Here is a 24,353-nt window from a genome sequence, read left to right as displayed (position 1 = left end):
CTCGCCCAAAAATTCCTTATCACTTTTCATAGGCAGTTCTCATATAGTGAAAATGACTATATAATTCCTATCTATAAGTTAAATAATGATTTCGCACATATATAAATACAAAAGATGGGAGCCTTATTTATGAATAACAATCCACCTTCAACGCCCCCAAATCCAACGGAAACAAATAATAATGAAGTGAGCTTACAAACGTTACGCGTTATTGGGCTAATTGTACTGATTAGTGGCTACATATTAGTAGCGCTTTCTGAAGTAGGCACATTAAAAAATCTTTTGCTACAGCCGAATACCACTCCAAATTTAGCTGAAGTTGATCCGTTCTAAAAATTATATAAAAAGCGAATCCCAGTATAGCTGGTTCGCTTTTATATAGTTTCATCCAATTTGAGAAACATTTCTCTCATCCTCATACTTCTCTTTCCCTATCGCCTTCATAAATAGAAAAATACTGCTCATACCAACGATAAAGTACAGAGCACTCATGCCCCAAGATGCAATAAATGAACCTAGCATAACACCTAATGCCCCGTTCATTTTTGCCACTTGAAAGACCATTCCGTTAATCGCCATATAAGAACCTCTTGCCTCATTTGGCACCATATCTGCCATAATAGATTGACGCACTGGCACATACATCATCTCACCTACCGTTTGGAAAAGCCCTGCAATTAATAAAATCCATAAGCTATTGCTCGTTCCGAGTATTGTAAATCCAATTGTATAAATGAATAAACCTACATATAAGATTTTCAAATCGTTGAAGCTTTTCAGCATTTTAATAAGAAGTGCTGAACATAACACAACTAAAATTGTATTCTCTGCAGAAATCCAGCTCAGCATGCGAATCCCTGTTAAATCAAACGTAATACCATTCCCGAATAAAAAGTGTACCGTTTCAAATTCCTTCTGCAAGCGAACACCTAAATAATTATTAATTTGAAACTCTAAAGACAATGTACATATACTCGCTGCACAAAAAATTAAAAATGCTTTATCTTTCATCACGACTTTATAACTATCTGCCATACCTTTTAATACATTTTTCTTCTCCACCGTTTTTCGTGCTACATACACTTCTTCCATATACACAGCCATCACATATAAAGTAATAATTGCAACAAGCGTTAATACGATAAACAATTGCAATCTATAGTTTTCAAATAGTAACCCACCAAATATTGCTCCAATCGCAATGGATAAATTAATAGCCCAATAATTAATGCTATACATTACTTTTCGATTTTCAGGTGTACTCACATCAATTAACATCGCCTCTGTCGCAGGATTCATAAGTCCAGATCCTAAACTATTCACTAGCATAAAGATAAATGTTAACCACGGTGAATCTACATAATCCGAATTCGCAACTCCCATACAAGCAATGGAAATGACTTGTATACTTTGACCGATAATCATAACCTTTTTACGCCCAAGCCGGTCTCCAACATATCCACCGTATAAACCAATTACTAATGAAGCTACGACATTAATGAGTAGTAAAGCACCAGCAATCGCACTACCTAACTTTATTGAAAAATAAATCGCCATAAATGGAAAAATCATCGTGGACACAGTACGTGTTAAAAACGAAGTTATAATTCTAATTTTTATATTTCGATGCATACTCCAAAATCCCATTGTTTCCCCCTCCTTATGCTTACTTATTTTACTTTGAAAAAAAGGAAGAAAAAGGTTAGAATATTCTAAAGAGTTTCCCCTTTTATGATAGAAGGAAGTGTATATATGAAAATTATGGACTATTACATTAGACTAAGACTACATGCACAAGATCAACAACATATGCGAAATAGCTTACAAGAATTAGCGGATGTTTTATATTGCAGTTCGAAAAACGTAAAGATTTTATTAAAGAAAATGAGCGAAGAGCAATTAATTAGCTGGACTCCAGGGCGAGGCCGCGGAAATAAAACGGAAATTCTATTTATACATAATTTCGTAGAAGCGATTGAGTCCTATACAGATGACCTGTTAGCGCAAGAAAAATTAAAGGATGTTTTTCTTCTTTTAAAAGAACCCCTCCCCCCTGCACTTCAAAAAAAGATAGAAAACAAACTACATCATCATTTTGGATACGAACCTTCAAATGGTATGTACGACATATTAAAGATTCCTATATCGAGAAAGATATTCCCATTAGATCCGGCTTTTGTGGCTGTAACTACAGAGAGCCATCTTACGAGTCAAATTTTTGATACGTTAGTCGTCTATAACGATGTTACTGAAAAAATGGAACCACACATTGCGCATACGTGGGAATTAAGTGAAGATGGGCTTACGTGGACTTTTTATTTACGAAAGGATGTATATTTTCATAACGAAACAGTTTTAACTTCTAAAGATGTACAATTTTCATTTGAAAGACTAAAAGAGGTTCACTCTCCTTTCGAATGGTTAACAGAAGAAATTGTTCAAATTGAAACGCCATCACCACTGCAAATTCGATTTCATTTAGCAAAACCAAATTTATTTTTCTTACACTATGTAAGTTCCATGCAGCTCGCAATTTTACCGCGTGATACGAGTATTCAAAATCATCATTATATAGGTACTGGACCTTTCAAACTTGCTCATTACTCTGAAGATAATATCGTACTCGAAGCGTTCACTCATTATTTTAAAGAGCGCGCATTATTAGACCGTATTGAATTTTGGGGTATTCCTGACCATGTGCAAATAGATGCTGATTATGAACTACCAAACGAAGAGGAAAATGAAAGGCATGATATACAAATAGAAGAAATAGGTTGTATTTATGCTAGCTTCAACTTTACAAAACCTGGTCCTCATCACGACATTTACTTTCGAAAAGCTTGGAGAGAACTATATGATGTTGAAATGATACTTCGTAACATAGAGGGTAGGCGGACAATTGCTGCATCAAGCTTCTTCCCTGATAGAAGCCGCCTTGCAACAAGAAGATCCTACTCTTTAGAAAAAGCAAAAGAGTATTTGAAAAAGAGTACATATAATGGAGAAACGATACATATTTACTTCTTCGCATTTAAAGATAGTGCAAATGATGCATATTTCTTAAAAGAACGATGTGAAAGTTTAGGTATACAAGTAGAGCTTCACCCATTTCCCGTTTCAGATTATATGGATCGCTCTATTGATAAACATGCTGATATTATTTTCATGGGAGAAGTCTTTGCTGCCAATCATGAAATTGCATTCTTAAATGTATTTAAAAATAAAAGTTGCTTCGTAAATCGGTTCATGGACCCGCACTACGAAAAACAAATTAACTGTTTACTAGATACATTTTTACTAGAAGAAAATAAAGAAAAGCGTTATGAACTCATGTATGAGATTGAAGAGTTTTTACAAGCAGAACACATCATTTTATTTAACTATCACGTTTTAAAAAGAAAAACATACCCTTCTTCTTTAAAAAACGTAACAATTGATTCATTTGGTTGGGCAAATTTTGCGAAGTTATGGATACAGCCATCCACGCATTAAAGTGTGAGTTTTTATAAAAGGAGAAGGTACTACATCCTTAGTAGTACCTTCTTCACATACAAATATAAACTATTATTTAATTACTCTATCTAAGTGATCTTTCAAGTTCAATAAATATTGTTCAATATCCGGATTCTTCACCACATCATAACAAGCAAAACTCTTTAACGGACTCATACCGAGAAACTTTTGCACGCGGTGTAAATGACTAAGCGCTGATTCTAAACTTTCTCCTTCAAAGAACTTCGTCTTATCTCCAAATGCTTTTTCAGGTGCATTCCAAGTTGTAGAGAACATATACTCTTTCTCTTTTAATAAACCACCTGTTCCATATTCATCTGCACCTTTAAAGAACAAACCGTATTCATATACTTCATCCATATACGTTTTAAATAAGCCCGGTACACTAAACCAATAAATCGGTGTTTGATAAATAACAACATCGGCCCATAAAAACTTATCTTGTTCTTCTTTAATATTGTAACCATCTTGAATCGTTGTTGTTTTCACATGATGATTCTCGCCTAATACAGTAACCATATAATCTACTAACGTTCTATTTAATCTTCCTTCCTTTGTACCGTATTTTTCATGTCCATTTATAATAAATATATTTTTCATCGTTTTTCTCTCCCCTATATGATCTACTCTTCGGCTATTAAGCCGAGTTGCTGCTGTAGTGTAAGATTATCTTCTAAATGCCAATCTTCCGTTATCTTTCCGTCTTTCACATGTAAAATATCAATTGCAAAAAAATTAATTTTCTTACCATTATGCGTTCCTGTAAAAGAAAGACGGGCTGTTACTTTATCACCAACAACCAATAAGTCTTCAATCTCGCAATGTATATCAGGCACAACTTTACGAAAATTTTGCGCTGCAAACTTTAATCCTTCAATGCCTTGTGGTCGCCCTTTCGGCAATGTATTATCGAAAAATTTTTCAGTAACAGTCTGCGGAATAAGTTCCTCCTTACCTGTATCCCAAAATGCATAAAAACGCTGCGCCGCATGAACCATTTCTGTCGCTTCTTTTTTACTTAGTGAGGGATCAATTGTCATTGCTTTTGGCCTTGGCATTTCTTTTAATAACTGGACTTCAGTTTTTTGTTCCACACCACATGCTACAAGCACAATACAAATAACAAACAAACTAAGGAATCCAAATAACTTTTTTATCCCCATGGAAATCACCACCTCCTCATATAAATCCTTTATGTTTCGTATTGCTATTGTATATGCACTAACTTCATTTATGGAAGTAGTGATATTTTTTTCATATAGTTACCAAAAGTATAGTTTTGTGATACTATAAAGCAAATTCATCCAAAAAAATTTTATGGAGGCTAGTTCCATGAACAATATAGATCCAGTTGAATTAACGAAAGGTTTACCTGGCATACCTTGTCCTATCGCTAAAACGCTTGATGTAATTCGTACAAAATGGACGTTTTTAATCATTCGTGATCTTCTTATCGAAGGAACATTACGCTTTAGTGATTTACAAAAATCAATGAATGGTATTAGTCCAAAAACATTATCGCTTCGACTAAAAGAATTAGAGTCTCAAGGCATTATAACGAGAAAAGTATATCCAGAAGTTCCGCCTCGTGTAGAGTACACATTAACGGATAAAGGAAAGCAATTAGAGGGGATTTTTATTGAATTAAAACGGTTTGGATTAAGCTTATAAAACAAAAACCCCTTACCGTCGTAAGGGGTTTTATTACTTCGCAAAACTCTCAGCCAACTGTTTCTCTCTCCACATAAGTGTAATGCCGAGACCAACTATTAAAACAACTCCTGAAAATGCATATGGATAATGAATATTCATATCAAATAATATTCCGCCCATCGCTGGTCCTGCGATATTTCCTAAACTCGTATAAGTCGAGTTCATCCCAGCAACGAATCCTTGCTCTTTTCCAGCTGCTTTTGATAAAAACGTCGTTAAAGCTGGACGAAGTAAATCAAATGCTAAGAAAATGAAGCAAGTAACGAGAAGTACAATCCAATAATTAAAGACTACAGTTGAGACGAATGCTAATACTGCACCTACAATTAAACATATTTGAATTAATACTTTCTCACCGAACATGTCTACCAATTTGCCAAACATAAATACTTGCACAACTACCCCAAAGATTGAACTGATTGTAATAATTGCTGCAATATCTTTCGGCGAGAAACCAAATTTATGATCTGAGAATAAGCTAAACACAGTTTCATACGCCGATAATCCGAATGCGAGTACAAATACGATAATAAATGCAATTGCATACATTGGATGTAATGATTTCTTTAAATCACCAATAAAACTTGATTCTTTCGTATTAGAAGAAATCTCTGCAAGTTCTTCTTTCGTTAACGGTTCTTTTAAAATAAAGATTGAAATCACACATGCTATAAAAGCAATTGCTGCTGCAACGAAAAATGGCACACGTATACCGTATTCTGCAATAAATCCGCCGATTCCAGGCCCTATAATGAATCCAGTACTAATAGCCGCAGATAAGTATCCCATCGCCTTTGGACGTTCCTGAATAGATGTAATATCCGCAACATATGCCGTAACACCAGGCATAATAAAAGCAGCACTAATTCCGCCTAATACCCTTGCTACATAAAGCATCCATACATCTTTTCCTAATCCAAAAAGAAGCTCTGAAACACCAAAAATAAATAATCCAATGATTATCATTTTCTTTCTACCGTAAAGATCAACCCACCGGCCTGTAATAGGTGAAGTAATGAGCTGTGCCATTGCAAACACTGCAACGAGATATCCCATCGTCTTCCCTGTTAAATGCATATCATTCATAAAGGACGGCATAACCGGAATGATTAATCCAATCCCTAAAAAAGCGATAAATATATTACTCAAAAGAATGACCAATACCATCTTTTGTTCTTTTATCGGTTTCTTCACTTTCTAACACCTCTTCCCGTAAGTTCCTCTCAAAAAATAATGCCCAAGAAGCTTTTTCTTTATCCTGCTCTTTGCGGGCTAGTAATGAGTGAGGATGCCTCCACTCATTAGAATTTCACTCTATCCTTCCACACATACATAAGCATTAGGTGAATGACTATCATTCAGTTTTACTCAAAAATGAACCTACCTTTTCAGACAGGTTCATCTTACTACTTCTTTATATGTAGTGCATGTGTTAAAAAATCTAGTACTTCTGCCTTTTGCAAATCCACTTGCTCATCATCTTTATGATCATATAAATAAACTTGTTCCGCTGCTGATTCAACTAGAGCGATAAATAACTTCGCTGTTCGCTCTGCGTGAACCGAATCACGAATTTCACCAGCTTCTTTCGCCTCACTTAAAAATTCGCTTAACCACATATAAAGAGGCTCATACACAGCTTCCCACTCTTTTATATGTTCTGTAGATGCAAGACCTGCATACATTAAAGCTTGTATTTCACGATATTCCTCTATAAATTGAAACACCGCATCGATTACTTGTGCCACTTTATTTGAAAAAGGTACATCTTTTTGTACTTTCTCTTTCACTGCAAGTATCATCTTTTCAACCATCACTTCTGCTATTGCAGGCATAACAGATAGCTTAGAAGGAAAATATAAATAGAAAGTTCCTTGCGCAATGCCAGCTAATTTCACGATATCAGAAATCTTCGTTTTTTCGACGCCCTTTTCCTGAAACACTTCAATAGCTGCATAGACAATTTTCTCTTTTTTATTCATCATCTAAACCCTTTCACACGCATATTGAATGACTGTCACTCATTTTATAAGATAATTGATTGTACTGTCAATGATAGTGAACTCTAAGAGGACGTCATTTTTTTATAATAAAATCTCCTAATAAACAATTAGGAGATAAAAATACAATATATCTTTAAGAAAGTACCTTTAATCCTGTCACTCCACATACAATAAGAAACACACTAATAATACGCGCTTTACTTTTCGACTCACCAAACAAGAACATGTTTAACAAAACTGCACCTGCTGTTCCAATACCGATCCAAACCGCATACGCGACACTGACTTGTAAAAATAAGAAAGATGTATACAAGAATGCGAAGGATGTAGCAAACCCGCCTATATAAATCGCACCATTGGCCAATGTCTTATCTTTACTATACATTTTAAGTCCTATCACACCGACTATTTCACTAATTGCAGCACAAAATACGAAAAACCAACCCATTTTTAAGCAGCTCCTTCCACAGTTTCTTCTTTATTATCAGCTAGCTTTAAACCGATAACGCCGGCTACTACCATAAGAATGAAGAATAGTTTGCCTGCGCTGAAACTTCCACCGAAAAGAAATACATCCATTAAGAAAGTACCTACCGTACCAGCTCCGGCGAAAACAGCATATACAGTCCCTGTTGCAAGATGTTCACACGCTTTAGAAAGGAAGTGAAAATCAATAGCAATAACTCCTAAAATAATAATCCAATGCCACCAAGTATTAGCCGTATTAAAACCAAACACCCAAAAAATTTCAAAGATACATGTTAATATGACATATAACCAAGCTCTATTTTTCATACCTCTCACCTCTTATGACTGACTATCAGTCATTTTGTTTTAAAAAAATATACTCTTTCATCAATACTATATAAAAACAACTATCATCCTCATTTACCATTGTATTTGTTCCACTTCTAAGCTAACTGCATCCTGGCACATAAAAATGACTGAATGTCATTCATATATATTGTACATGAACATTTTAAAAACTGTCAATGCCGAAAGTTTATTTAAAATTTCTTTCATCTGATTTGTATATTTCTCAATAATCTGTCAATACTGCTAGTAACATAATATTTTCTCCACTCCCCCTTGGAGAGATCCCTTGAATGGAGCAGTTAGCTTTTGCTAGCTGCTCTTTTTTATTTGTCCGCACACTTATGATGAAATACTCATAGATCAAATCCATTTTTCATCACATAACAACATCTATTTATTTTCCAATGAGCTTTTGTATGCACTAATTTTATTCTCGAGCATCTTCTCTGTAACTTCTAAGTTTTCTCTTTGAATCTGAATAGATTTCCTATGATCTTCTAGGAGCTGTAAACGAGCTTCTGTTGTATGCTCCCCTTCTGTATATAATCTAGCGTATTCTCTTATTTTCGCTATTGGCATTTGCGTTTGTTTTAATTTCATTACAAACTGCAACCACTTTATATGTGACTCTTCGTAAAGTCGATTTCCATTTGTATCACGATTTGCAATTAATATATTTTCCTTTTCATAATAACGTAGTGTATGTGTGCTCACGCCTAATAATTTTGCTACCTCGCTAATTGTGTACATACTAAAACTCCCTTCACATGCTTACCCTCATATATTTTATAACCGTATCAAATTTATAAAAAACGTTTGACTTAGAGTATACTCTAACAAATACAATCTAACCATAAATGAATTTGAATTTAGGGGGATTTTATATGAAATACACTGTTATTACTGGCGCAAGTTCCGGAATTGGTTATGAAGCAGCTTTAGCATTTGCATCTCGCGGAAAAAATTTAGTACTTGTAGCTCGAAGACAAGAAGAATTAAACGAATTAAAATTGAAAATTAACGAAATGCATCCAGAATTGGATGTTGTCATTCGAAAAACTGATTTATCTGTTACTGAAGATGTTTATAAACTTTATGAAAGCCTACAATCTTTTCAAATTGAAACGTGGATTAACAACGCAGGTTTTGGTAATTTCGCCTCAATTGCTGAACAAAATTTAAATAAAATCGAGACGATGTTGCATGTCAATATAGAAGCACTAACAATACTCTCTTCTCTTTTCGTTCGAGATTATTCAATGGTTGACGGAACACAGCTTATTAACGTTTCATCGGGCGGCGGATACACAATTGTTGCTGATGCTGTTACGTATTGCGCTACGAAATTCTATGTAAGTGCATTTACAGAAGGGCTGTCTCACGAACTGAAAGAACAAGGCGCAAAACTGCAAGCAAAAGTTTTAGCTCCTGCTGCAACTGAAACAGAATTTGCGAAGCGTTCATTTGATATTGATGAATTCCAATACGATAATGTTGTACCAAAATTCCACACTGCAAAACAAATGGCACAATTTATGCTCGACCTTTATGATAATGATAAAGTTGTAGGAATTGTCGACGGTTTAACGTATAACTATGAACTTAAAGATCCACTTTATAATTTTGCCGTGAGACAAAAGAATTCAAATTCTTAATAACCTGTCCATTTCTTATGGAAATATATGTTCCCACTATATATGTAAATAATAGTGGGAACTTTTTCTCTATAAAATTTTCATCCAACATACCGCACCATCGCCACTTCATCACAATAATCCATCTTTGGACAATGTCTACAATCAATCCATACTTTCTCTGGCAACGCTTCTTTATTTATAAAATCAAATCCACACTTTTGAAAAAATACTGTTTCATATGTTAAGGAAATTACTCTTCTTACATTTATTTTCGTAGCTTCCTCCATTACATGATTTACAAGCATACGCCCTATCCCTTTCCCTGCATATGTATGCGAAACTACTAACGATCGTATTTCTGCAAGATCTTCTCCTAATACATGCAAGCCAGCAACTCCAACAATTCTCTCGTCTTCTTTCATAACATATAAACATTGCAAATATTGATAAAGAGACAAAAGAGAACGTGGTAAAACGACTCCCTCTTTTGCATAAACCTCAATAAGACTATAAATTTCTTTCACATCACTCGTCACCGCATTACAGATTTTCATATTACATCCCCTTGCCCCTCAATATTAATATTTATAACTCGAAATGAATTTTAATTCATAATTTTATATAATAATACATCTCTCTTTTCTCCTCGTCAATCAATTTATACAAACAAAAAACCAAGCAATCTAATCGATGCTCGGTTCCTCATTTCGTATCGGCAATACCGTCGAATATTTAATTTCACGAAGTGCTAAACTTGTCTGTATCCTTGTAATACCAAGCTTATTCAACTTTCTAATAAACTGCTCTAGTTCTTTACGATCACGATTTGCAACCTTTAATAAATAATCGTACTCTCCTGTTAAACAGTGACATTCTAACACTTCCGGCATCGATTCTAATTCTTTCTCCAACACTTCCAGCTTGTCAAATTGATGAATATTTGTACTCATAAAAATAAAACATAATAAATCAAACCCAAGCTTTTCTTGATTTAAAATCGCAACTTGCTTATCGATGAAACCTTCCCCATCCAATCTTTTTATTCTTGCATGCATCGCAGCCGGTGATAAATTAACGCGACGTGCCAGCTCTGCATTACTTACTTGTGACTCCTTCTGCAATATATCTAAAATTTGTACATCCAAATCATCCAACACTTTAATAACAGACGACTCCATTACAATTCCCCCCTTTTTTCTTACCGATGATTATTCGAAAAAACACCTTATACCTTACAAAAAACTGAATATCATTCCGTAAATATCATTCATAACTAAAGATTTTATCGAGTTTTCACCATTATACAAAAGAATATATTACACAATAAAGAAAAATGCTAAAATTATTTACAATTCGTATTGATTACAAAAAAGGGGATTTTAGCATGCCTTATTTTTACGTCTTTTTACTATTACTAACGAGCTTATTATGGGGAGGAAATTTTGTCGTTGGAAAATCACTCGTCGATCATGCATCGCCGATGACACTGACAAATTTAAGATGGATGATTGCGATTGTTTGTTTATTACCGATGGTATGGTTTAAAGAAAAGAAAATCCTTCCACCACGTACCGCAATACTTCCTTTAATATTGATGGGAATTTCAGGGGTCGCTCTTTTTAACATCTTTCAATTTTTAGCATTAGAAAAAACATCCGCTACGAATGTAGGTCTTATCTCTACATTGAATGCAATTTCAATCGCATTATTTTCAGTATTATTTCTAAAAGAAAAAGTAAATACACTTCAAATCCTATCCATGATTCTTTCATTCTTCGGGGTTATCCTCGTCCTATTAAAAGGTGATTTCTCGCTTTTATTTTCACTACATTTTAATAGCGGCGATTTATGGATGATTGCAGCAGTTTGTATTTGGGGAATCTATTCTGTTTGTAGTAAATGGGCAACAAAAACAACTACACCACTTATGGCAACGTTGTACTCTGGTATTTTCGGCGTTATTTTATTACTACCGTTTAACATAGGTAGCTTCACTGTTTCAAATATAAATACTTCTTTCATCACATCACTTTTATATACTGGGCTTATTTCGACAGTTCTTTGTATGGTATTTTGGAATATTGGTGTACAAAAATTAGGCGCAACTACATCAGGTATTTTTCTAAACTTCAATCCAATTTTCACAGCCATTTTAGCATTCATATTCCTCGGAGAAGAATTAACGTGGATACAAATTTTAGGGACAATTGTCGTTGTAACAGGATGTTATTTATTTTCTCATTTTAAAACTGTTGCCGTTCAGCCTGTTAGACCTTTAATGCGAAAACATTCTTAATGAAAAAACATCGTCATCTGGGTTGGCGATGTTTTTATTTTCTCTTCATTTCTTTTATATACTGCTTTTCCTCTTCTGGCGATAAACGTTCCGTCGCCTTGCCAGTATCTCCACCTTGAAGGCCCCATAAAAAGTTATGCTCCTCAACAGTTTGAGAAAAATCTCCTTTTTCCCATCTATTTATAATAGAAAATAACTTCATTTTATATTGAAAACCTGTACTATTTTCAATATCTCTTTTTACATTAGAAATTTCCTTTTTTGTCATCTCTACAAATCCCCATTTTTCAGAGGATTTTACCTTTTGGTGCACCATTTTATGCATAGTAGAAATAATTTCACCTTCACTAATTTGCGGGGCTTCTTCTGCAGCTTTTTTCTCTTTTTCGTTTGCCGCTCGCTCGGTTTGAATATTTGTATTTTCTTTTTCCACATATGCAAGCAATTTCTTTCCGCCAACTATAGAAGAGATGATTACCATAATGGTAATACATATACCTACAATCCATTTAAAAAGCATTAGCTCTTCATCGCTTCCCTAACAATATGACTATCTACATACTGCTTAAACTTCACGATTTTTCCATTTTCAAGCTGCCATACATGAACAAATTCTGCTTCAAATGATTTTCCTGTTTCTTTATAAACTCCAGAATACATACCTTCAGCAACAATTACATCTTTTCCGTTTACTTCATGATATGTATTTACACTTGCTTTATAATCATCCCAGTCTGATCCTAAACGGCTAAATACATTTTCCATTATAGCTTCTACGCCTTTATATGTTCCGCCGTACGGGAAACCTTCTGCCTCTGTCCATTCCACTTTTTCAGAGAAGGCTTCTGCTAAATGCTTTGCATTCGAAGACGCTGATCCTTCATACGTGCTTTGAATAATTTCTAAATTTGATTTAGGCATATTACTTCCTCCCGTTTATTTATTTTTACACAAGATGTAACCTATACAGTTACATCTTGTGTAAAAAAATATTTAAATTGTTTTACTCTTAATCCATTTGTTGTAATCATTATAGTTACAATACTTCTTCAAGTCAACATTTATAAATAAAATTTACTTCGTTTTCATTACTTTCTCTTTTAAGAAACGATCTACATATCCTTCTGCTTTTACTACGAATAAATACGCACCCATTGATAATAATGCAAGATCTAATTCATATCCTGGATTCTTTCCATCTCCTAATAAACCTGCTGCTCCATTTACCTTTACGATAGCTCCAGCTAAAATAAGAGCGAATAACAATCCTACATATCGTACACCTAAACCGATAATTAATAATATACCACCAACTAATTCTACAGTTGCTACGCCGTATGCAAGGCCACCTGGTAAACCGATGCTTGTAAACCATCCTGCTACATTATCGATACCTGATTGAAACTTTGCTAAACCGTGTGCAAAGAACGTAACTCCTAACACGATACGAATAATTAAATTCCCAATATATTGATTCATTTTGAACTCTCCTTTTTGTTTTGTTATGGTGAACTTTTATTTACAAGTCAAAACAATACGGTATTTTATTTCATTCGTCAAATACTTTTTTAAAGAAAACAAAAAACATTATCCGTTTTACGGATAATGTTTTCCTACAAAATAGCGCTAATTCAAGCTTTTATTCTATCGCATAGAAAAAGTTGAAACATTTTTCCAGCGCCAATATAAGGCAGTAAAGAAACGTCCTCTTCCACAACTATTCCAACAACATTCACTTTCTCATCTACAGGTAAATCATGTGTAGCAACTTGCATCTCCCCTGCATATCTACCGTACAATTCATTATCAATTGTAATGCTGCCTTTCTTTCTTACAATTGTATGCATCGGCTGTAAAACCACTCTATTTCCTTCCCTTGATTCTACAGATCGAATAACATCACGAGCCGGATCTAGTCTATTTGTATGCACTTGCTCCACCACTTTTAATACTTCTTTATCAGTTATAAATGATTTGTAACGCAATGGAATAATCCCTCTACTCGCACTAGCTACTTCTTGCATACTTTCCAAACTTGCGCTTATATCTCCAATCAATACTTTATCAACACCACAATCTTGAACAAGTTCTAAGTACGCTTCAAGCGGGCGCATATTGCGATGTTTTTCTAACGTTGGTAACCCTTCATATAACGGACCACGTTTTTCCGCATCACCTGGAATAAATGCCATCGTTTTTATTCCGCACTCCTGTAAATATTGATTTTGTTTTTGTAAGAAGGACTTTGCTAGTCCCGTCTCTGGACGTGGATAAAAATTATGCCACGCTTCTACATTCTCTACTCTTATATGTTCTGCAAGTAATTCTTTCCAAAATGGCTTTGTAATCGTACTCGCATTTAAAGCTACTTTCATCTTATGAGATACGCTTGCAATTTCTTTTGGCGCAATGCCGTAATCCATTCTTAAACCGCTAATGCCCCAGTCCAATAGTTCTTCCACATTTTCATATGTTAGCCCTAAATGATGTAACGATTTTGGAGAAACATCAACCATTAACTCCATTTCATGTGTAAGAGCTTGTTTCCCCAATATTTGAATTAACTCTTTATACGTATTTGGATCATCTTCTGGAATGTGCAGTGATGTAAAAATAGATGTAAACCCATTTTCCTTCGCTACTTTTAGCCACTCTTCTTGTTTCTCTACTCGTTCTTTTGAAAGATAAATGGAAACTCCGATCATATAAATCTCCCTTTCTATTAATAGAAAAAGAGAAAGGAATCCCTTTCTCTATATGTTTTCTGCCATTTCTTCTTTAAATCCGAAGAAGTACGTAAAGATAAATCCGAAAGCATATGCAATTACTAAACCTAAGAAATATAGTAAATATTTATTGTCAGCAATTAATGGAATTAAAGATAGCCCTGATACGCCAATTCCAAGAGAAGCTGTTTGCATAACTGCTTGGAATGCACCACCGACAGCCGCTCCTAAACAAGCAGTAATAAACGGTTTCCCAAGTGGTAATGTCACCCCGTATAATAACGGCTCACCAATTCCTAAAAAGCCAACTGGCAATCCACCTTTAATTACATTTCGAAGTCGCTTGTTTTTTGTTTTCACATAAATCGCAATTGCTGCGCCCACTTGGCCAGCACCAGCCATTGCGAGTACTGGTAATAAAGGTGTTACCTGTGTTTGATTAATAAATTCCATATGAATTGGTGTTAAACCGTGATGCAATCCGACCATAACGAGCGGTAAAAATGTTCCCGCAAGTACTGCGCCAGCAAATGCTCCGCCAATATTTAAAATAGCATTAATTCCGCTCGTAATACCATCTGATAAGAAACCTGCTAATGGCTGAATGGCTAACATCGTTACGATACTTACAACTAATACAGTAATGAGTGGCGTCACGATTATATCAACTGCATTCGGCACTGCTTTTCGAACTTGTCTTTCCACTACAACCATAAGCCATGCTGCAAAAATAACTGCAAACAATCCGCCTCTTCCAGGCACTAATGCTTCACCAAACAATTTTACGTTTGCCATCGCCGGATTGAAAATTAGAATACCAGCAATTGCCCCAAGAACCGGTGTCCCGCCAAATTCTTTCGCTGTATTCCAGCCGACTAAAATTCCTAAGAATGTAAAGATACCGCCGCCAATGAGTAGTAACATTTGTAACCACGTTGCATTTGGATCAGCACCAGCGTTTTTCGCAAAGTTAGCAACCCCGTTTATAATTCCTGACGCAACAAGACCTGGAATTAATGGGATGAAAATACTCCCTATTTTTCGTAAAAAGTTTTTCACCGGTGTATTATTTTTCTTCTTAATCTCTGATTTCATCTCTTGCCCAATATCTTCAAGGTGATGATCTGCTACCTCACCAATTCGTAGTCCTGTCAAACCTTCCATTTCAGCTGCTACTTTATTTACTGTTCCTGGACCAACGACAACTTGAAGCGTCTCATCTTCTATAACACCCATAACGCCTTCAACTTTTTTCAAAAGGTCCATGTTTACTTTACTTTCATCATGAAGCGTTAATCGTAGTCTCGTCATACAATGAGCAATACTACGAATATTTTTTATTCCTCCAAGTTGCTCCGAAATTTCCTTGGCCATTCTCTCTTCTTTCTTCATAATAGAATCCCCCTCCCTATTATTTTATAGTGCTTTCTTCACAAACCCTTTAGCGTATTTTAGTTTCTCCAGTGCTTCCCCATATTCGCACTGCAACAACACCATAACAATTGCAGCTTTTACGTTACGTTCTGCCTTTTCATAATACTCTGTCGCTACTTCATAACTAGCGCCTGTTGCTTCCACAATAATTCTTTTTGACCGTTCTACTAACTTTTCATTTGTGGATTGAACATCTACCATTAAGTTTTTATATACTTTTCCTACACCAATCATCGAAGCTGTTGAAATCATATTCAGCACTAATTTTTGTGCTGTACCAGCTTTTAAACGCGTTGATCCTGTTAATATTTCTGCACCTGTCTCTACTTCCACATTTAACTTTGCATATTTACTTATTTCAGCATTTTTATTACAAGAAATACTCGCTGTACTCGCTCCTACGCTCTGTGCGTATTTCAAGCCGCCGATTACGTAAGGAGTTCTGCCACTTGCAGCAATTCCAATCACTGTATCTTTCTCATTTAATCCAATACTTTTTAAATCTTCTTCCGCTAACTCTTCGCGATCTTCGGCACCTTCCACCGCTTTAGTAAACGCTTTCAATCCACCTGCTATAAACCCTTGCACCATTTTATCATCCGTGCCAAATGTCGGCGGACATTCCACTGCATCTAGAATACCTAAACGACCACTCGTACCAGCACCAATGTAAATTAAGCGTCCCTCTTCTTCAAAAGATTTAATAACAGTCTGTACAACCTTTTCAATTTGTTCTATCTCTTTTTCAACTGCTAACGCAACAGTTCGATCTTCTTCATTCATACTTTGCAACACTTCTTTTATGCTCATTTCATCCAGATTCATTGTTTTCTCATTACGATGTTCTGTCGATAAATTTTCTAACATATTGCCACCCTCTTTGAAATTATATTTCACACTTTTATTATAACTTTAAGAAACTAAAAATCAATAACTCTTTCTTATTTTATGAAATAAAATTTCACTACATGACATATTTTTGTCAAAGATCATAAAGTGAAACTTTAATCAGTGGGGTTTTGTTCATCCCCACTGATTATTAGCCCGCACCAATCGGGCTTTTACGGGATAAAAAAAAGATGAGTCTCCTCATCTTTTCTTCTACTTTAACTTCCGTAACCGCAACGCTTCTTCTCGCGTCTCCATAAATTGATCCAATACTTTATTACCAATTCGATTGAAAGTAATAACATATAAAGCATCGATCATATTCAATTGTGTCATTCTCGAAGCAATACTCGCAATACGATGATCTTGTTCTACATCTGGCATACAAAGGCGAATATCCGCTTCTTTATATAGGGGTGATGATTGATCTAATTTCGTAATTCCAATAACAGTTGCACCTTGTCTCTTTGCATACTGCGCCATTTCAAGCACATCTTTCGTTCGACCAGATGTTGAAATCGCAACAAATATATCGCCTTCTTTTAAATTTGTCACAAGCGGCAACATCATATGAAAATCAGATAGCATCATCGCTGTAAATCCAAGCCGCGTAAATTTATAAGCCCCGTCCATTGCTGGCGTAGCTGATCCGCCTACGCCGTAAAATATAATTTTATTCGCATTTACAATAAGATCTGCAGCTTTCTCAAGTTCCCTCTTATCTATTGCAGTAACACTCGCCTCAATTGCAGCTTTATTCACATAAGTAACTTTATTAAATAAATCATACGGTCCATCTTCTGTATTCATCACTGAAAAATCGTTAATATTATAATCAGCAATCGTTAATTCACGAACGAGTGCTATCTTAAATGCTTTAAAACTTCCGATTCCAATCGATTTACAAAAGCGAACGACACTCGCTTCACTTGCGCCTGCATTCGTTGACACTTCTTTCGTCGTTAAATTCGGTACAATCTCTGCATTCTCCATTATGTACATGGCAACCTTCTTCTCAGCTGGTGAAAATTGATCCATATTACTTTCAATTTTAAATAGTAATGTTGAAGCTTTCACTATTTAACCTCCACTTCTTACGGTTGCGTTCACTTATTTTCTCTTGCTTCAAGAAGGTAATAACCATCATCGCCAGGAGGATGAAACACATTTACAATGCGATTCCCTTTTTGATAAACAGTTCTTTCCCCTTCTGTCCACTTCTTTTCCCAACCGTTCATCCAAATAGCAACATCAGGTAAAAAAGCAGTATATTTCAGCTTCTGACCGTACTCACCATCTGCTTCTTCCGAAAAAATAGAAACCGGAAAATCTTTCACTTTTGATTCTTTCCATGCAGTAAATGGTATACATACTGCAATAAGTACGATTACACCGATAACCTTCTCCTTCGTAATCTTCACACTTCCCTCTCCTTGTCATATCACATACATAGATTTTACCATAATTACAAACCCTTCATGCTATATGACTATTGCTTTTGGGAATAAAAAAGAGCTTACCTACATCAGATAAGCCCTTCCCGTTTATACAAAATATTTCTTCAAAAGTGGCGGTGTAATAATCGTCGTCAATATAACAACAATAACAATCGCTGTGAAATTTTCTTTCGCTAATAAATTCGCCGTAAGTCCATTTGCAGCGATGATAAGCGCTACTTCACCACGTGATACCATCCCCGCGCCAATACTAATAGAAGATTGGAGGTTAAACCCTGTCAGCCTTGCTCCTAAACCTGATCCGATTAACTTTGTGAAAATCGCAATGAGAGTCATAATAATAATGAACCAAAGCTGGCTTCCAATGCCTTGAAATGTAATTTCCATTCCGATACTTACGAAGAATACTGGAACAAATATTGCATAAGCAATCGGTTCAATTTTATGTTCCACTTCATGCTTATACTCTGTTTGAGAAATAGCAATTCCTGCTGCAAATGCTCCAATAATGCCTGCAATTCCCATCATTTCACTGTAATAAGAAAAAGAGAAACAAATAATAAGAGCCGCGCTAATTAACGCTTCTGTTACACGAAGCGGGACAAGCATTTTCATAATCCAAGGAACGACTTTCCAAGCAATAAAAACAATACTTACAAAGAAAATAATTTTCTTTACAATGACCAGTGTTATATTCACATCTTGTGTTCCTAAAAAACTCATTACAAATGCTAATAAAATAACGACAATGACATCATCAAATACGGCAGCACCTAAAATTGTTGTACTTTCTCTCGTATTCATTTTTCCTAGATCACGTAGCGTCTGCACCGTAATACTAACCGATGTTGCGCAAAGTAATAAGCCTAAAAAAATGGCATGGGATTGTATTAATCCAAACAGCAATCCTGTTACATAACCACCGATGAAAGGAAAAATAATTCCACCGGCCGCTACTGCAAACGACGATTTCAAATTCCGATTTAACTCTTCTAAATCTGTTTCAAGTCCCGCCATAAACATAAGTAACAAAACACCAATCTCACTCAATTCATCAATCAGTTCAGAACTATTAATAATACCAAGTACAGCCGGACCGATAATAATACCGACAATTAACTTACCAAGTACAGAAGGCTGACCAAGTCTTACACTAATGTCACCAGCTAATTTCGTACAAAGTAAAATGACGACAAGTTCAAAATAAAATAACATAGCATCTGCTCCTACTTTAACTTTAATCAGTGGGTCGTTAACCCCCGTCCATTTCTGCAAGTAGTTTCCCCTATTGATCCGCATTTTATTTGTCATATTTTTATTTGACAAAATATTCTGAATTATATTAAGATTAATCCAGCAATTTTAAAAAACTACATACCATAACTGCACCTCCACTTCCTTACTTACTCTTTTTTAATGGACTCATACTATAGTCGCAGTTATGGAAATGAAAAAACGGGGGGAGAGTCCAAAGTGAAGTCATTATTACGAAAAAAAGCGCTTAGTACTGAATCACCAAAGCAGCTAGCTAGAACATTAACTGCACTCGATTTAACATTTTTAGGAATCGGCGCCGTAATTGGGACAGGGATCTTTGTATTAACAGGTATTGTTGCAGCAAAACATTCTGGTCCTGGTATTATGCTATCATTCCTTATTGCTGCATTTACTTGTGCTTGTGTAGCCTTTTGTTACGCTGAATTTGCTTCTTCTATTCCTGTCTCAGGAAGTGTGTATACTTACGCATACATGACAGTCGGAGAAGTCGTCGCCTTCATCGTCGGATGGTGTTTAATGCTCGAATATTTACTTGCCGTTGCAGCAGTAGCTGTCGGTTGGTCTGGTTATTTGCAATCATTACTACAAGGGTTCAATATACACCTGCCCGCCATAATCGCCTCGGCCCCCGGCGTAGGAAAAGGTGGTCTCATCGATTTACCTGCTGTCTGTATTTTACTTCTTATTACGGGCCTTTTAAGTTTTGGTATACGCGAAAGCGCACGCATTAATAATATTATGGTTCTTATTAAGTTAGCCGTTATTATCGCTTTTATCGTAGCAGGTGCAAAATATGTAAAACCTGAAAACTGGACACCGTTCATCCCATTCGGATACGACGGTATTATTACTGGGGCTGCCACTGTGTTCTTCGCCTTCTTAGGATTTGATGCAATCGCAACAGCTGCAGAAGAAACGAAAAAACCGCAGCGTGACTTACCAATTGGTATTATCGGTTCTCTTCTTATTTGTACTGTTTTATATATGATCGTATCTTTCGTTTTAACAGGTATGGTTCCTTATACGCAATTAGACGTTTCTGATCCAGTTGCATTTGCATTGCATTTCGTTGGTGAGGATACAATTGCAGGACTACTCGCTGTTGGAGCGATGACTGGAATGACAACCGTTCTCTTAGTCGTTATGTATGGACAAGTTCGCGTTTCGTATGCGATGAGCCGTGACGGTTTACTTCCAAAAGCGTTAGCACGTGTAAATAAAAAAGTAAAAATCCCTTTATTAAATACGTGGATTACTGGCGTTGTTGCTGCTTTATTAGCAGGCCTTTTAGACTTACATTTGCTAGCGAATTTAGTAAACATCGGTACGTTAACAGCCTTTACATTCGTTTGCTGCGCAGTACTTATTTTACGAAAAACACACCCTGATTTAAAACGTGGATTCCGTACACCTTTCGTACCTGTATTACCAGTTGTCGCGATTCTTTGCTGCTTATATTTAATGATCAATTTGTCTAAAACAACATGGATTAGCTTTGCAGTTTGGCTTATAGTCGGCTTATGCTTCTATTTCTTCTACTCTAGGAAACATAGTCATTTAGCTATTGAAAAAACGAATGATGAAAAGAAAAAAGCATAACAAAATAGCTCGCCGTTTTAGCGGCGAGCTATCTTTCTGTACTATTATATTTTTTCGTCAACGATTGTAAAATGAAAAATATGCCGATGCAAGCTGTAAACCATGCCCAATTTCCTATTGGCGTTGCGTATTTCACAATTCCAATACCTACAAGCAATAGGAAAATAATCACCTGATATATGAGCTTCCACTTTTGCATATATTCCCTCCTTTACTTCGTTCCCTTCTTTTTATTCTTCCAGGCATTTAAACTATCAAAGAAGAAATTAATAAATAACGTGCCTAAACCCGCTAATAAAAACGTCATTAAAAATAAAACCCAAATACTTTTTTCTTTTAAGAAATAATATCCTACAAGGAGCACAACCGCGATCCATACATATTCAAGAATTCTTTTTAGCTTTTTCTGTTCCAAATTATTCGCTCCTTCATTCTATACTACTTTTAGTATAACAAAAAAGAAGCCTATCATGATAAGCTTCTTTTCTTCTCTCTTATTTGTTTATGCTTTTTTCAACAAGTGAAATCGTATACTCTAATGTACGATTCATCGTTTCTACCTGTGCATCTTTTACTTTTACATCTTTCACTACAGCTTCGGCCACTGTAATTTTTTGACTCAGTGCTTTCACTGAACCGTCCGTTACATTTGCATCTTGCGCTTTTTTCACTACTACTTTTGCAGATTCAATATTGATTTGTAATTTTTCTTTCGGTGTTTTCGGTTGTTCTACTACTTTAGATTGTACAAATGTTACATTAGCTGTTTTTAATTCGTTATATGTTTGAACGATTTGCTCTCCCGTACTCCCTATATTTTCAAACACTTGTTTTGCATTATTATAGCTTTTCTCTAGTTCTTGAAATGCTTCCTTTGAATATTGACCTGGCTTATCACCAAACTCATACGTACCAGCTAACACTTCTTTCCCTTTTCCAAGCTCTTCATATAACGCGTTCACTTGCTCTAATTTCGTACGGTTAGAAAACTCATTGTACGCTGCTAATACTTCTGAAGAACTTAACGCTTTACTATATAATTTCGCAAGCGCGATTTGTCCATTTAACGGAATGCCACCATTTCCATTGCTATCAGGATCCGCTCCAAGTGCAAATGGTACATTTGGATGATACACTTTTCCTGTAGCTGGTTGGCTATTTACTTTTTTACCATCGACATAAATAGCTACTTCACTTCCGTTATACGTTCCTGTTAAGTGATATGTTTTGTTTGCTTCTAATTGAACTCCAACACGTTTATAACTGCCGCCAATGTGAGCCCATAATTCAACATAGCCGCTTCCTGTAGACTCAAATCCAATTCCACCGCTCTCTGTATTTTGCAAAATACCTTGTCCACGGATTTGATTCATTGAAAATACCGTTTCTAATGTAAATGTATTTGCTACTTTCTCTTTTTGTGCTGCAGAAAATGGAAGGTATCCAAATGTATTAGATTGTCCGTTTAACTTCATAACATTCTTTTTCAATGCTTTATCATATTCAATAGTCACATTGCCCTTCACATCACCTTTTGTTCCAAATGGTGAATTGTCTTTAAATGTACCATCTGCAAAATTCACATCAAAAACATCAGCCTTTGGCACTTTTACATTCGGATCAATATCATCTTTTTTCGTAGTAATTTCTGCCGTTAACGGCTGCGCGGTTTCATTGCCAAATGAATCAATCGCAACTACTTCAAGTGTATATGTTTTCCCGCCATCTAACCCCGCAAGCGTAAACGTAAGATCTTTCGGCACTGGATCACGATAAAACTCTGAGAATGCTAACAATTTATTTTTTATTTCACCCGTTTGCTTATCTCTAGCTTGCACACGGTAAGAGTGAACAAGGAGGTTGTCCAATGCTTGTGGGAATGTTACTGTTGCCGCATTTTCTGTTACATTTGATACAGCAAGCTTTGCATCCTTAGCAAAGTAAGGCTTTTTTTTATCACGATCTTCTACATGTGTAAATGTTTCTTTCTTTGCTGGTAATTTAATTTTCCAAGGCTCGCCTGTCCAAGAATTCGTATGGAAATCGCGACGATTAATCGTTACTTCTTTATCATCTACTTCTACTAATAAACCTTGGCTTAACGTACTAGCTCCTGGCGGGATATTCCCTTGTACTTTACCACCTTCAACTTCCATATAACTTACTGAAGATGTACCAACTGATGTAAAGTCTTTTTGATGTATCGATCTCGGATCATCTAATGGATAATGTGAATGACCTGAAAACGTAATAACTTGTGGGTATTCTTTTAATACTGCATTAATTTTTGCGCTATCTTGTGTTCCCCATTCATGACTACCGTATACTGTCTCTTTAATGTGTTGATGTAAAAATACAAAAATCGGTTTTTCTGGATCATCTTTTTGCGCTTTTGCCATTTCTTCTTTTAACCAATTAATTTGCTTGTCCGAATAATAGCCATGAGTTGTTCCATTCTCTGGAGACATAACAAGGAAGTGATAACCTTTTACCACTTTATGATAATAAATTGATTCCATACCTGTTTTTTCTAAGAAACGCTTCTGTGCGCCCTCTACAGATAAACCGTTCCAATAATCATGGTTACCAAGAGAATTCATTCTCACGGCATCTTTATTTGCATTTTCATTATACACTTGCATGAAACGATCATATTGCTGCACTGATCCTGTATCTGTGAAATCACCTACAATAACAAATGCATCTTGCTTTGGTGCTAGTGTATTAAACTGTTCAATTGCTCTTTTCCAGCGAAACGTATCATCTGTTCCACTGTTTTTAATATGCACATCACTTACAACTGGAAAAACTATCTTCTTCTCACTTGATGCCTTTTCTTGCTTTTTCTCTTCCGCCTTGACTGATGTACTCCATGGAAATGATACGAATGCTAATACAAAAAACATTAATAATCCAATAAGGCCTTTTACTTTTCTTAAAGCATTTCTGTCCACGTGAATCCTCCTCATAATAATTGATTCATTACAAGGGCT

At 35.6% G+C, this 24,353-nt stretch carries 28 protein-coding genes; 6 read left to right on the top strand and 22 right to left on the bottom strand.

What is annotated here, in order from left to right; translation table 11 throughout:
- The first annotated feature begins 129 nt into the window (after nt 1-129).
- Nucleotides 130-333, top strand: coding sequence for a hypothetical protein (locus ACTFRU_RS07450; RefSeq protein ID WP_001063863.1), 204 nt, complete (start codon nt 130-132; stop codon nt 331-333).
- A gap of 51 nt (nt 334-384) precedes the next feature.
- Here the strand turns inward: ACTFRU_RS07450 and ACTFRU_RS07445 are convergent, their stop codons facing one another.
- Entirely contained in the window at nt 385-1,647 is a 1,263-nt protein-coding gene (locus ACTFRU_RS07445; RefSeq protein WP_440037558.1) for an MDR family MFS transporter, read from the bottom strand.
- An 84-nt stretch (nt 1,648-1,731) separates the two neighbouring features.
- Here ACTFRU_RS07445 and ACTFRU_RS07440 point away from each other — a divergent pair, with 84 nt between their 5' ends.
- Complete coding sequence (locus tag ACTFRU_RS07440; RefSeq protein WP_440037557.1) at nt 1,732-3,492, top strand: SgrR family transcriptional regulator; 1,761 nt, start codon at nt 1,732-1,734, stop codon at nt 3,490-3,492.
- A gap of 72 nt (nt 3,493-3,564) precedes the next feature.
- Here ACTFRU_RS07440 and ACTFRU_RS07435 read toward each other — a convergent pair whose 3' ends face one another.
- Together ACTFRU_RS07435 and ACTFRU_RS07430 are read right to left on the bottom strand one after the other, a co-directional pair.
- On the bottom strand, nt 3,565-4,113 hold the full coding sequence (locus tag ACTFRU_RS07435; protein WP_006917044.1) for an NAD(P)H-dependent oxidoreductase: 549 nt from the start codon (nt 4,111-4,113) through the stop codon (nt 3,565-3,567).
- Between the two features lie 23 nt (nt 4,114-4,136).
- On the bottom strand, nt 4,137-4,676 hold the full coding sequence (locus tag ACTFRU_RS07430; RefSeq protein WP_163093099.1) for an ester cyclase: 540 nt from the start codon (nt 4,674-4,676) through the stop codon (nt 4,137-4,139).
- Between the two features lie 169 nt (nt 4,677-4,845).
- Between ACTFRU_RS07430 and ACTFRU_RS07425 the strand changes: the two genes are divergently transcribed.
- A complete protein-coding gene (locus ACTFRU_RS07425) occupies nt 4,846-5,184 on the top strand; it encodes a winged helix-turn-helix transcriptional regulator (RefSeq protein WP_061113258.1) in 339 nt (112 codons plus the stop codon).
- 33 nt (nt 5,185-5,217) lie between these two features.
- On the opposite strand, the gene ACTFRU_RS07420 is transcribed toward ACTFRU_RS07425, so the two are convergent.
- The 5 genes from ACTFRU_RS07420 to ACTFRU_RS07400 form a co-directional block, all read right to left on the bottom strand.
- Entirely contained in the window at nt 5,218-6,420 is a 1,203-nt protein-coding gene (locus tag ACTFRU_RS07420; protein ID WP_290102165.1) for an MFS transporter, read from the bottom strand.
- 212 nt (nt 6,421-6,632) lie between these two features.
- Complete coding sequence (locus ACTFRU_RS07415) at nt 6,633-7,211, bottom strand: TetR family transcriptional regulator (RefSeq protein WP_002023345.1); 579 nt, start codon at nt 7,209-7,211, stop codon at nt 6,633-6,635.
- Between the two features lie 151 nt (nt 7,212-7,362).
- Nucleotides 7,363-7,677, bottom strand: a complete 315-nt coding sequence (locus ACTFRU_RS07410; RefSeq protein WP_440037556.1) for a DMT family transporter — start codon at nt 7,675-7,677, stop codon at nt 7,363-7,365.
- A gap of 2 nt (nt 7,678-7,679) precedes the next feature.
- Nucleotides 7,680-8,024, bottom strand: coding sequence for a DMT family transporter (locus tag ACTFRU_RS07405; RefSeq protein ID WP_017656912.1), 345 nt, complete (start codon nt 8,022-8,024; stop codon nt 7,680-7,682).
- A gap of 411 nt (nt 8,025-8,435) precedes the next feature.
- Nucleotides 8,436-8,795: a MerR family transcriptional regulator gene (locus tag ACTFRU_RS07400; RefSeq protein WP_075677766.1), complete on the bottom strand. Its 360-nt coding sequence runs from the start codon at nt 8,793-8,795 to the stop codon at nt 8,436-8,438.
- 134 nt (nt 8,796-8,929) lie between these two features.
- Here ACTFRU_RS07400 and ACTFRU_RS07395 point away from each other — a divergent pair, with 134 nt between their 5' ends.
- Nucleotides 8,930-9,700, top strand: coding sequence for an SDR family NAD(P)-dependent oxidoreductase (locus tag ACTFRU_RS07395; protein WP_075677768.1), 771 nt, complete (start codon nt 8,930-8,932; stop codon nt 9,698-9,700).
- Nucleotides 9,701-9,780: 80 nt separating this feature from the next.
- Here the strand turns inward: ACTFRU_RS07395 and ACTFRU_RS07390 are convergent, their stop codons facing one another.
- Nucleotides 9,781-10,236: an N-acetyltransferase gene (locus ACTFRU_RS07390; protein ID WP_000686662.1), complete on the bottom strand. Its 456-nt coding sequence runs from the start codon at nt 10,234-10,236 to the stop codon at nt 9,781-9,783.
- A 129-nt stretch (nt 10,237-10,365) separates the two neighbouring features.
- Nucleotides 10,366-10,860: an Lrp/AsnC family transcriptional regulator gene (locus tag ACTFRU_RS07385; protein WP_000446097.1), complete on the bottom strand. Its 495-nt coding sequence runs from the start codon at nt 10,858-10,860 to the stop codon at nt 10,366-10,368.
- Nucleotides 10,861-11,066: 206 nt separating this feature from the next.
- Here ACTFRU_RS07385 and ACTFRU_RS07380 point away from each other — a divergent pair, with 206 nt between their 5' ends.
- Complete coding sequence (locus tag ACTFRU_RS07380; protein WP_001146242.1) at nt 11,067-11,978, top strand: DMT family transporter; 912 nt, start codon at nt 11,067-11,069, stop codon at nt 11,976-11,978.
- A gap of 34 nt (nt 11,979-12,012) precedes the next feature.
- Here the strand turns inward: ACTFRU_RS07380 and ACTFRU_RS07375 are convergent, their stop codons facing one another.
- The 9 genes from ACTFRU_RS07375 to ACTFRU_RS07335 form a co-directional block, all read right to left on the bottom strand.
- On the bottom strand, nt 12,013-12,498 hold the full coding sequence (locus tag ACTFRU_RS07375) for a PRK06770 family protein (protein ID WP_139849210.1): 486 nt from the start codon (nt 12,496-12,498) through the stop codon (nt 12,013-12,015).
- Nucleotides 12,498-12,899 carry a nuclear transport factor 2 family protein gene (locus tag ACTFRU_RS07370; protein WP_001126699.1) on the bottom strand — a complete coding sequence of 134 codons (402 nt, stop codon included), beginning with the start codon at nt 12,897-12,899 and terminating at the stop codon, nt 12,498-12,500. Before ACTFRU_RS07370 ends, ACTFRU_RS07375 begins: the two co-directional genes overlap by 1 nt.
- A gap of 153 nt (nt 12,900-13,052) precedes the next feature.
- Nucleotides 13,053-13,457 (bottom strand): DoxX family protein, encoded by a 405-nt coding sequence (locus tag ACTFRU_RS07365; protein WP_001077751.1) that lies wholly within the window; start codon nt 13,455-13,457, stop codon nt 13,053-13,055.
- A gap of 152 nt (nt 13,458-13,609) precedes the next feature.
- A complete protein-coding gene (locus tag ACTFRU_RS07360; protein ID WP_440037555.1) occupies nt 13,610-14,683 on the bottom strand; it encodes a DUF871 domain-containing protein in 1,074 nt (357 codons plus the stop codon).
- A gap of 48 nt (nt 14,684-14,731) precedes the next feature.
- Complete coding sequence (locus ACTFRU_RS07355; protein WP_000711297.1) at nt 14,732-16,096, bottom strand: PTS transporter subunit EIIC; 1,365 nt, start codon at nt 16,094-16,096, stop codon at nt 14,732-14,734.
- A gap of 24 nt (nt 16,097-16,120) precedes the next feature.
- Nucleotides 16,121-17,005 carry an N-acetylmuramic acid 6-phosphate etherase gene (murQ, locus tag ACTFRU_RS07350; protein ID WP_000892348.1) on the bottom strand — a complete coding sequence of 295 codons (885 nt, stop codon included), beginning with the start codon at nt 17,003-17,005 and terminating at the stop codon, nt 16,121-16,123.
- Between the two features lie 234 nt (nt 17,006-17,239).
- A complete protein-coding gene (locus tag ACTFRU_RS07345) occupies nt 17,240-18,103 on the bottom strand; it encodes a MurR/RpiR family transcriptional regulator (protein ID WP_000648170.1) in 864 nt (287 codons plus the stop codon).
- Between the two features lie 29 nt (nt 18,104-18,132).
- Nucleotides 18,133-18,447 (bottom strand): hypothetical protein, encoded by a 315-nt coding sequence (locus ACTFRU_RS07340; RefSeq protein WP_000704958.1) that lies wholly within the window; start codon nt 18,445-18,447, stop codon nt 18,133-18,135.
- Between the two features lie 123 nt (nt 18,448-18,570).
- The gene (locus ACTFRU_RS07335; protein ID WP_061113410.1) at nt 18,571-19,794 is read right to left on the bottom strand and encodes a cation:proton antiporter; all 1,224 of its coding nucleotides are present in this window, start codon (nt 19,792-19,794) and stop codon (nt 18,571-18,573) included.
- 105 nt (nt 19,795-19,899) lie between these two features.
- Between ACTFRU_RS07335 and ACTFRU_RS07330 the strand changes: the two genes are divergently transcribed.
- Nucleotides 19,900-21,360 carry an amino acid permease gene (locus ACTFRU_RS07330; protein WP_002040681.1) on the top strand — a complete coding sequence of 487 codons (1,461 nt, stop codon included), beginning with the start codon at nt 19,900-19,902 and terminating at the stop codon, nt 21,358-21,360.
- A gap of 28 nt (nt 21,361-21,388) precedes the next feature.
- Here the strand turns inward: ACTFRU_RS07330 and ACTFRU_RS07325 are convergent, their stop codons facing one another.
- The 3 genes from ACTFRU_RS07325 to ACTFRU_RS07315 all read right to left on the bottom strand — a co-directional run bounded on the left by ACTFRU_RS07325 (nt 21,389) and on the right by ACTFRU_RS07315 (nt 24,314).
- On the bottom strand, nt 21,389-21,559 hold the full coding sequence (locus ACTFRU_RS07325; protein WP_001174839.1) for a hypothetical protein: 171 nt from the start codon (nt 21,557-21,559) through the stop codon (nt 21,389-21,391).
- A 12-nt stretch (nt 21,560-21,571) separates the two neighbouring features.
- Nucleotides 21,572-21,775: a hypothetical protein gene (locus ACTFRU_RS07320; protein WP_000435797.1), complete on the bottom strand. Its 204-nt coding sequence runs from the start codon at nt 21,773-21,775 to the stop codon at nt 21,572-21,574.
- Nucleotides 21,776-21,854: 79 nt separating this feature from the next.
- Nucleotides 21,855-24,314, bottom strand: coding sequence for a LamG-like jellyroll fold domain-containing protein (locus ACTFRU_RS07315; protein WP_440037554.1), 2,460 nt, complete (start codon nt 24,312-24,314; stop codon nt 21,855-21,857).
- Between the last annotated feature and the right edge of the window lie 39 nt (nt 24,315-24,353).

The organism is Bacillus cereus group sp. MYBK220-1 (genome assembly GCF_051916445.1).
Classification (GTDB): Bacteria; Bacillota; Bacilli; order Bacillales; family Bacillaceae_G; genus Bacillus_A; species Bacillus_A cereus.
The sequence above is the reverse complement of the archived record's forward strand: the minus strand, read 5'-3'. Positions and strand labels throughout refer to the sequence as shown.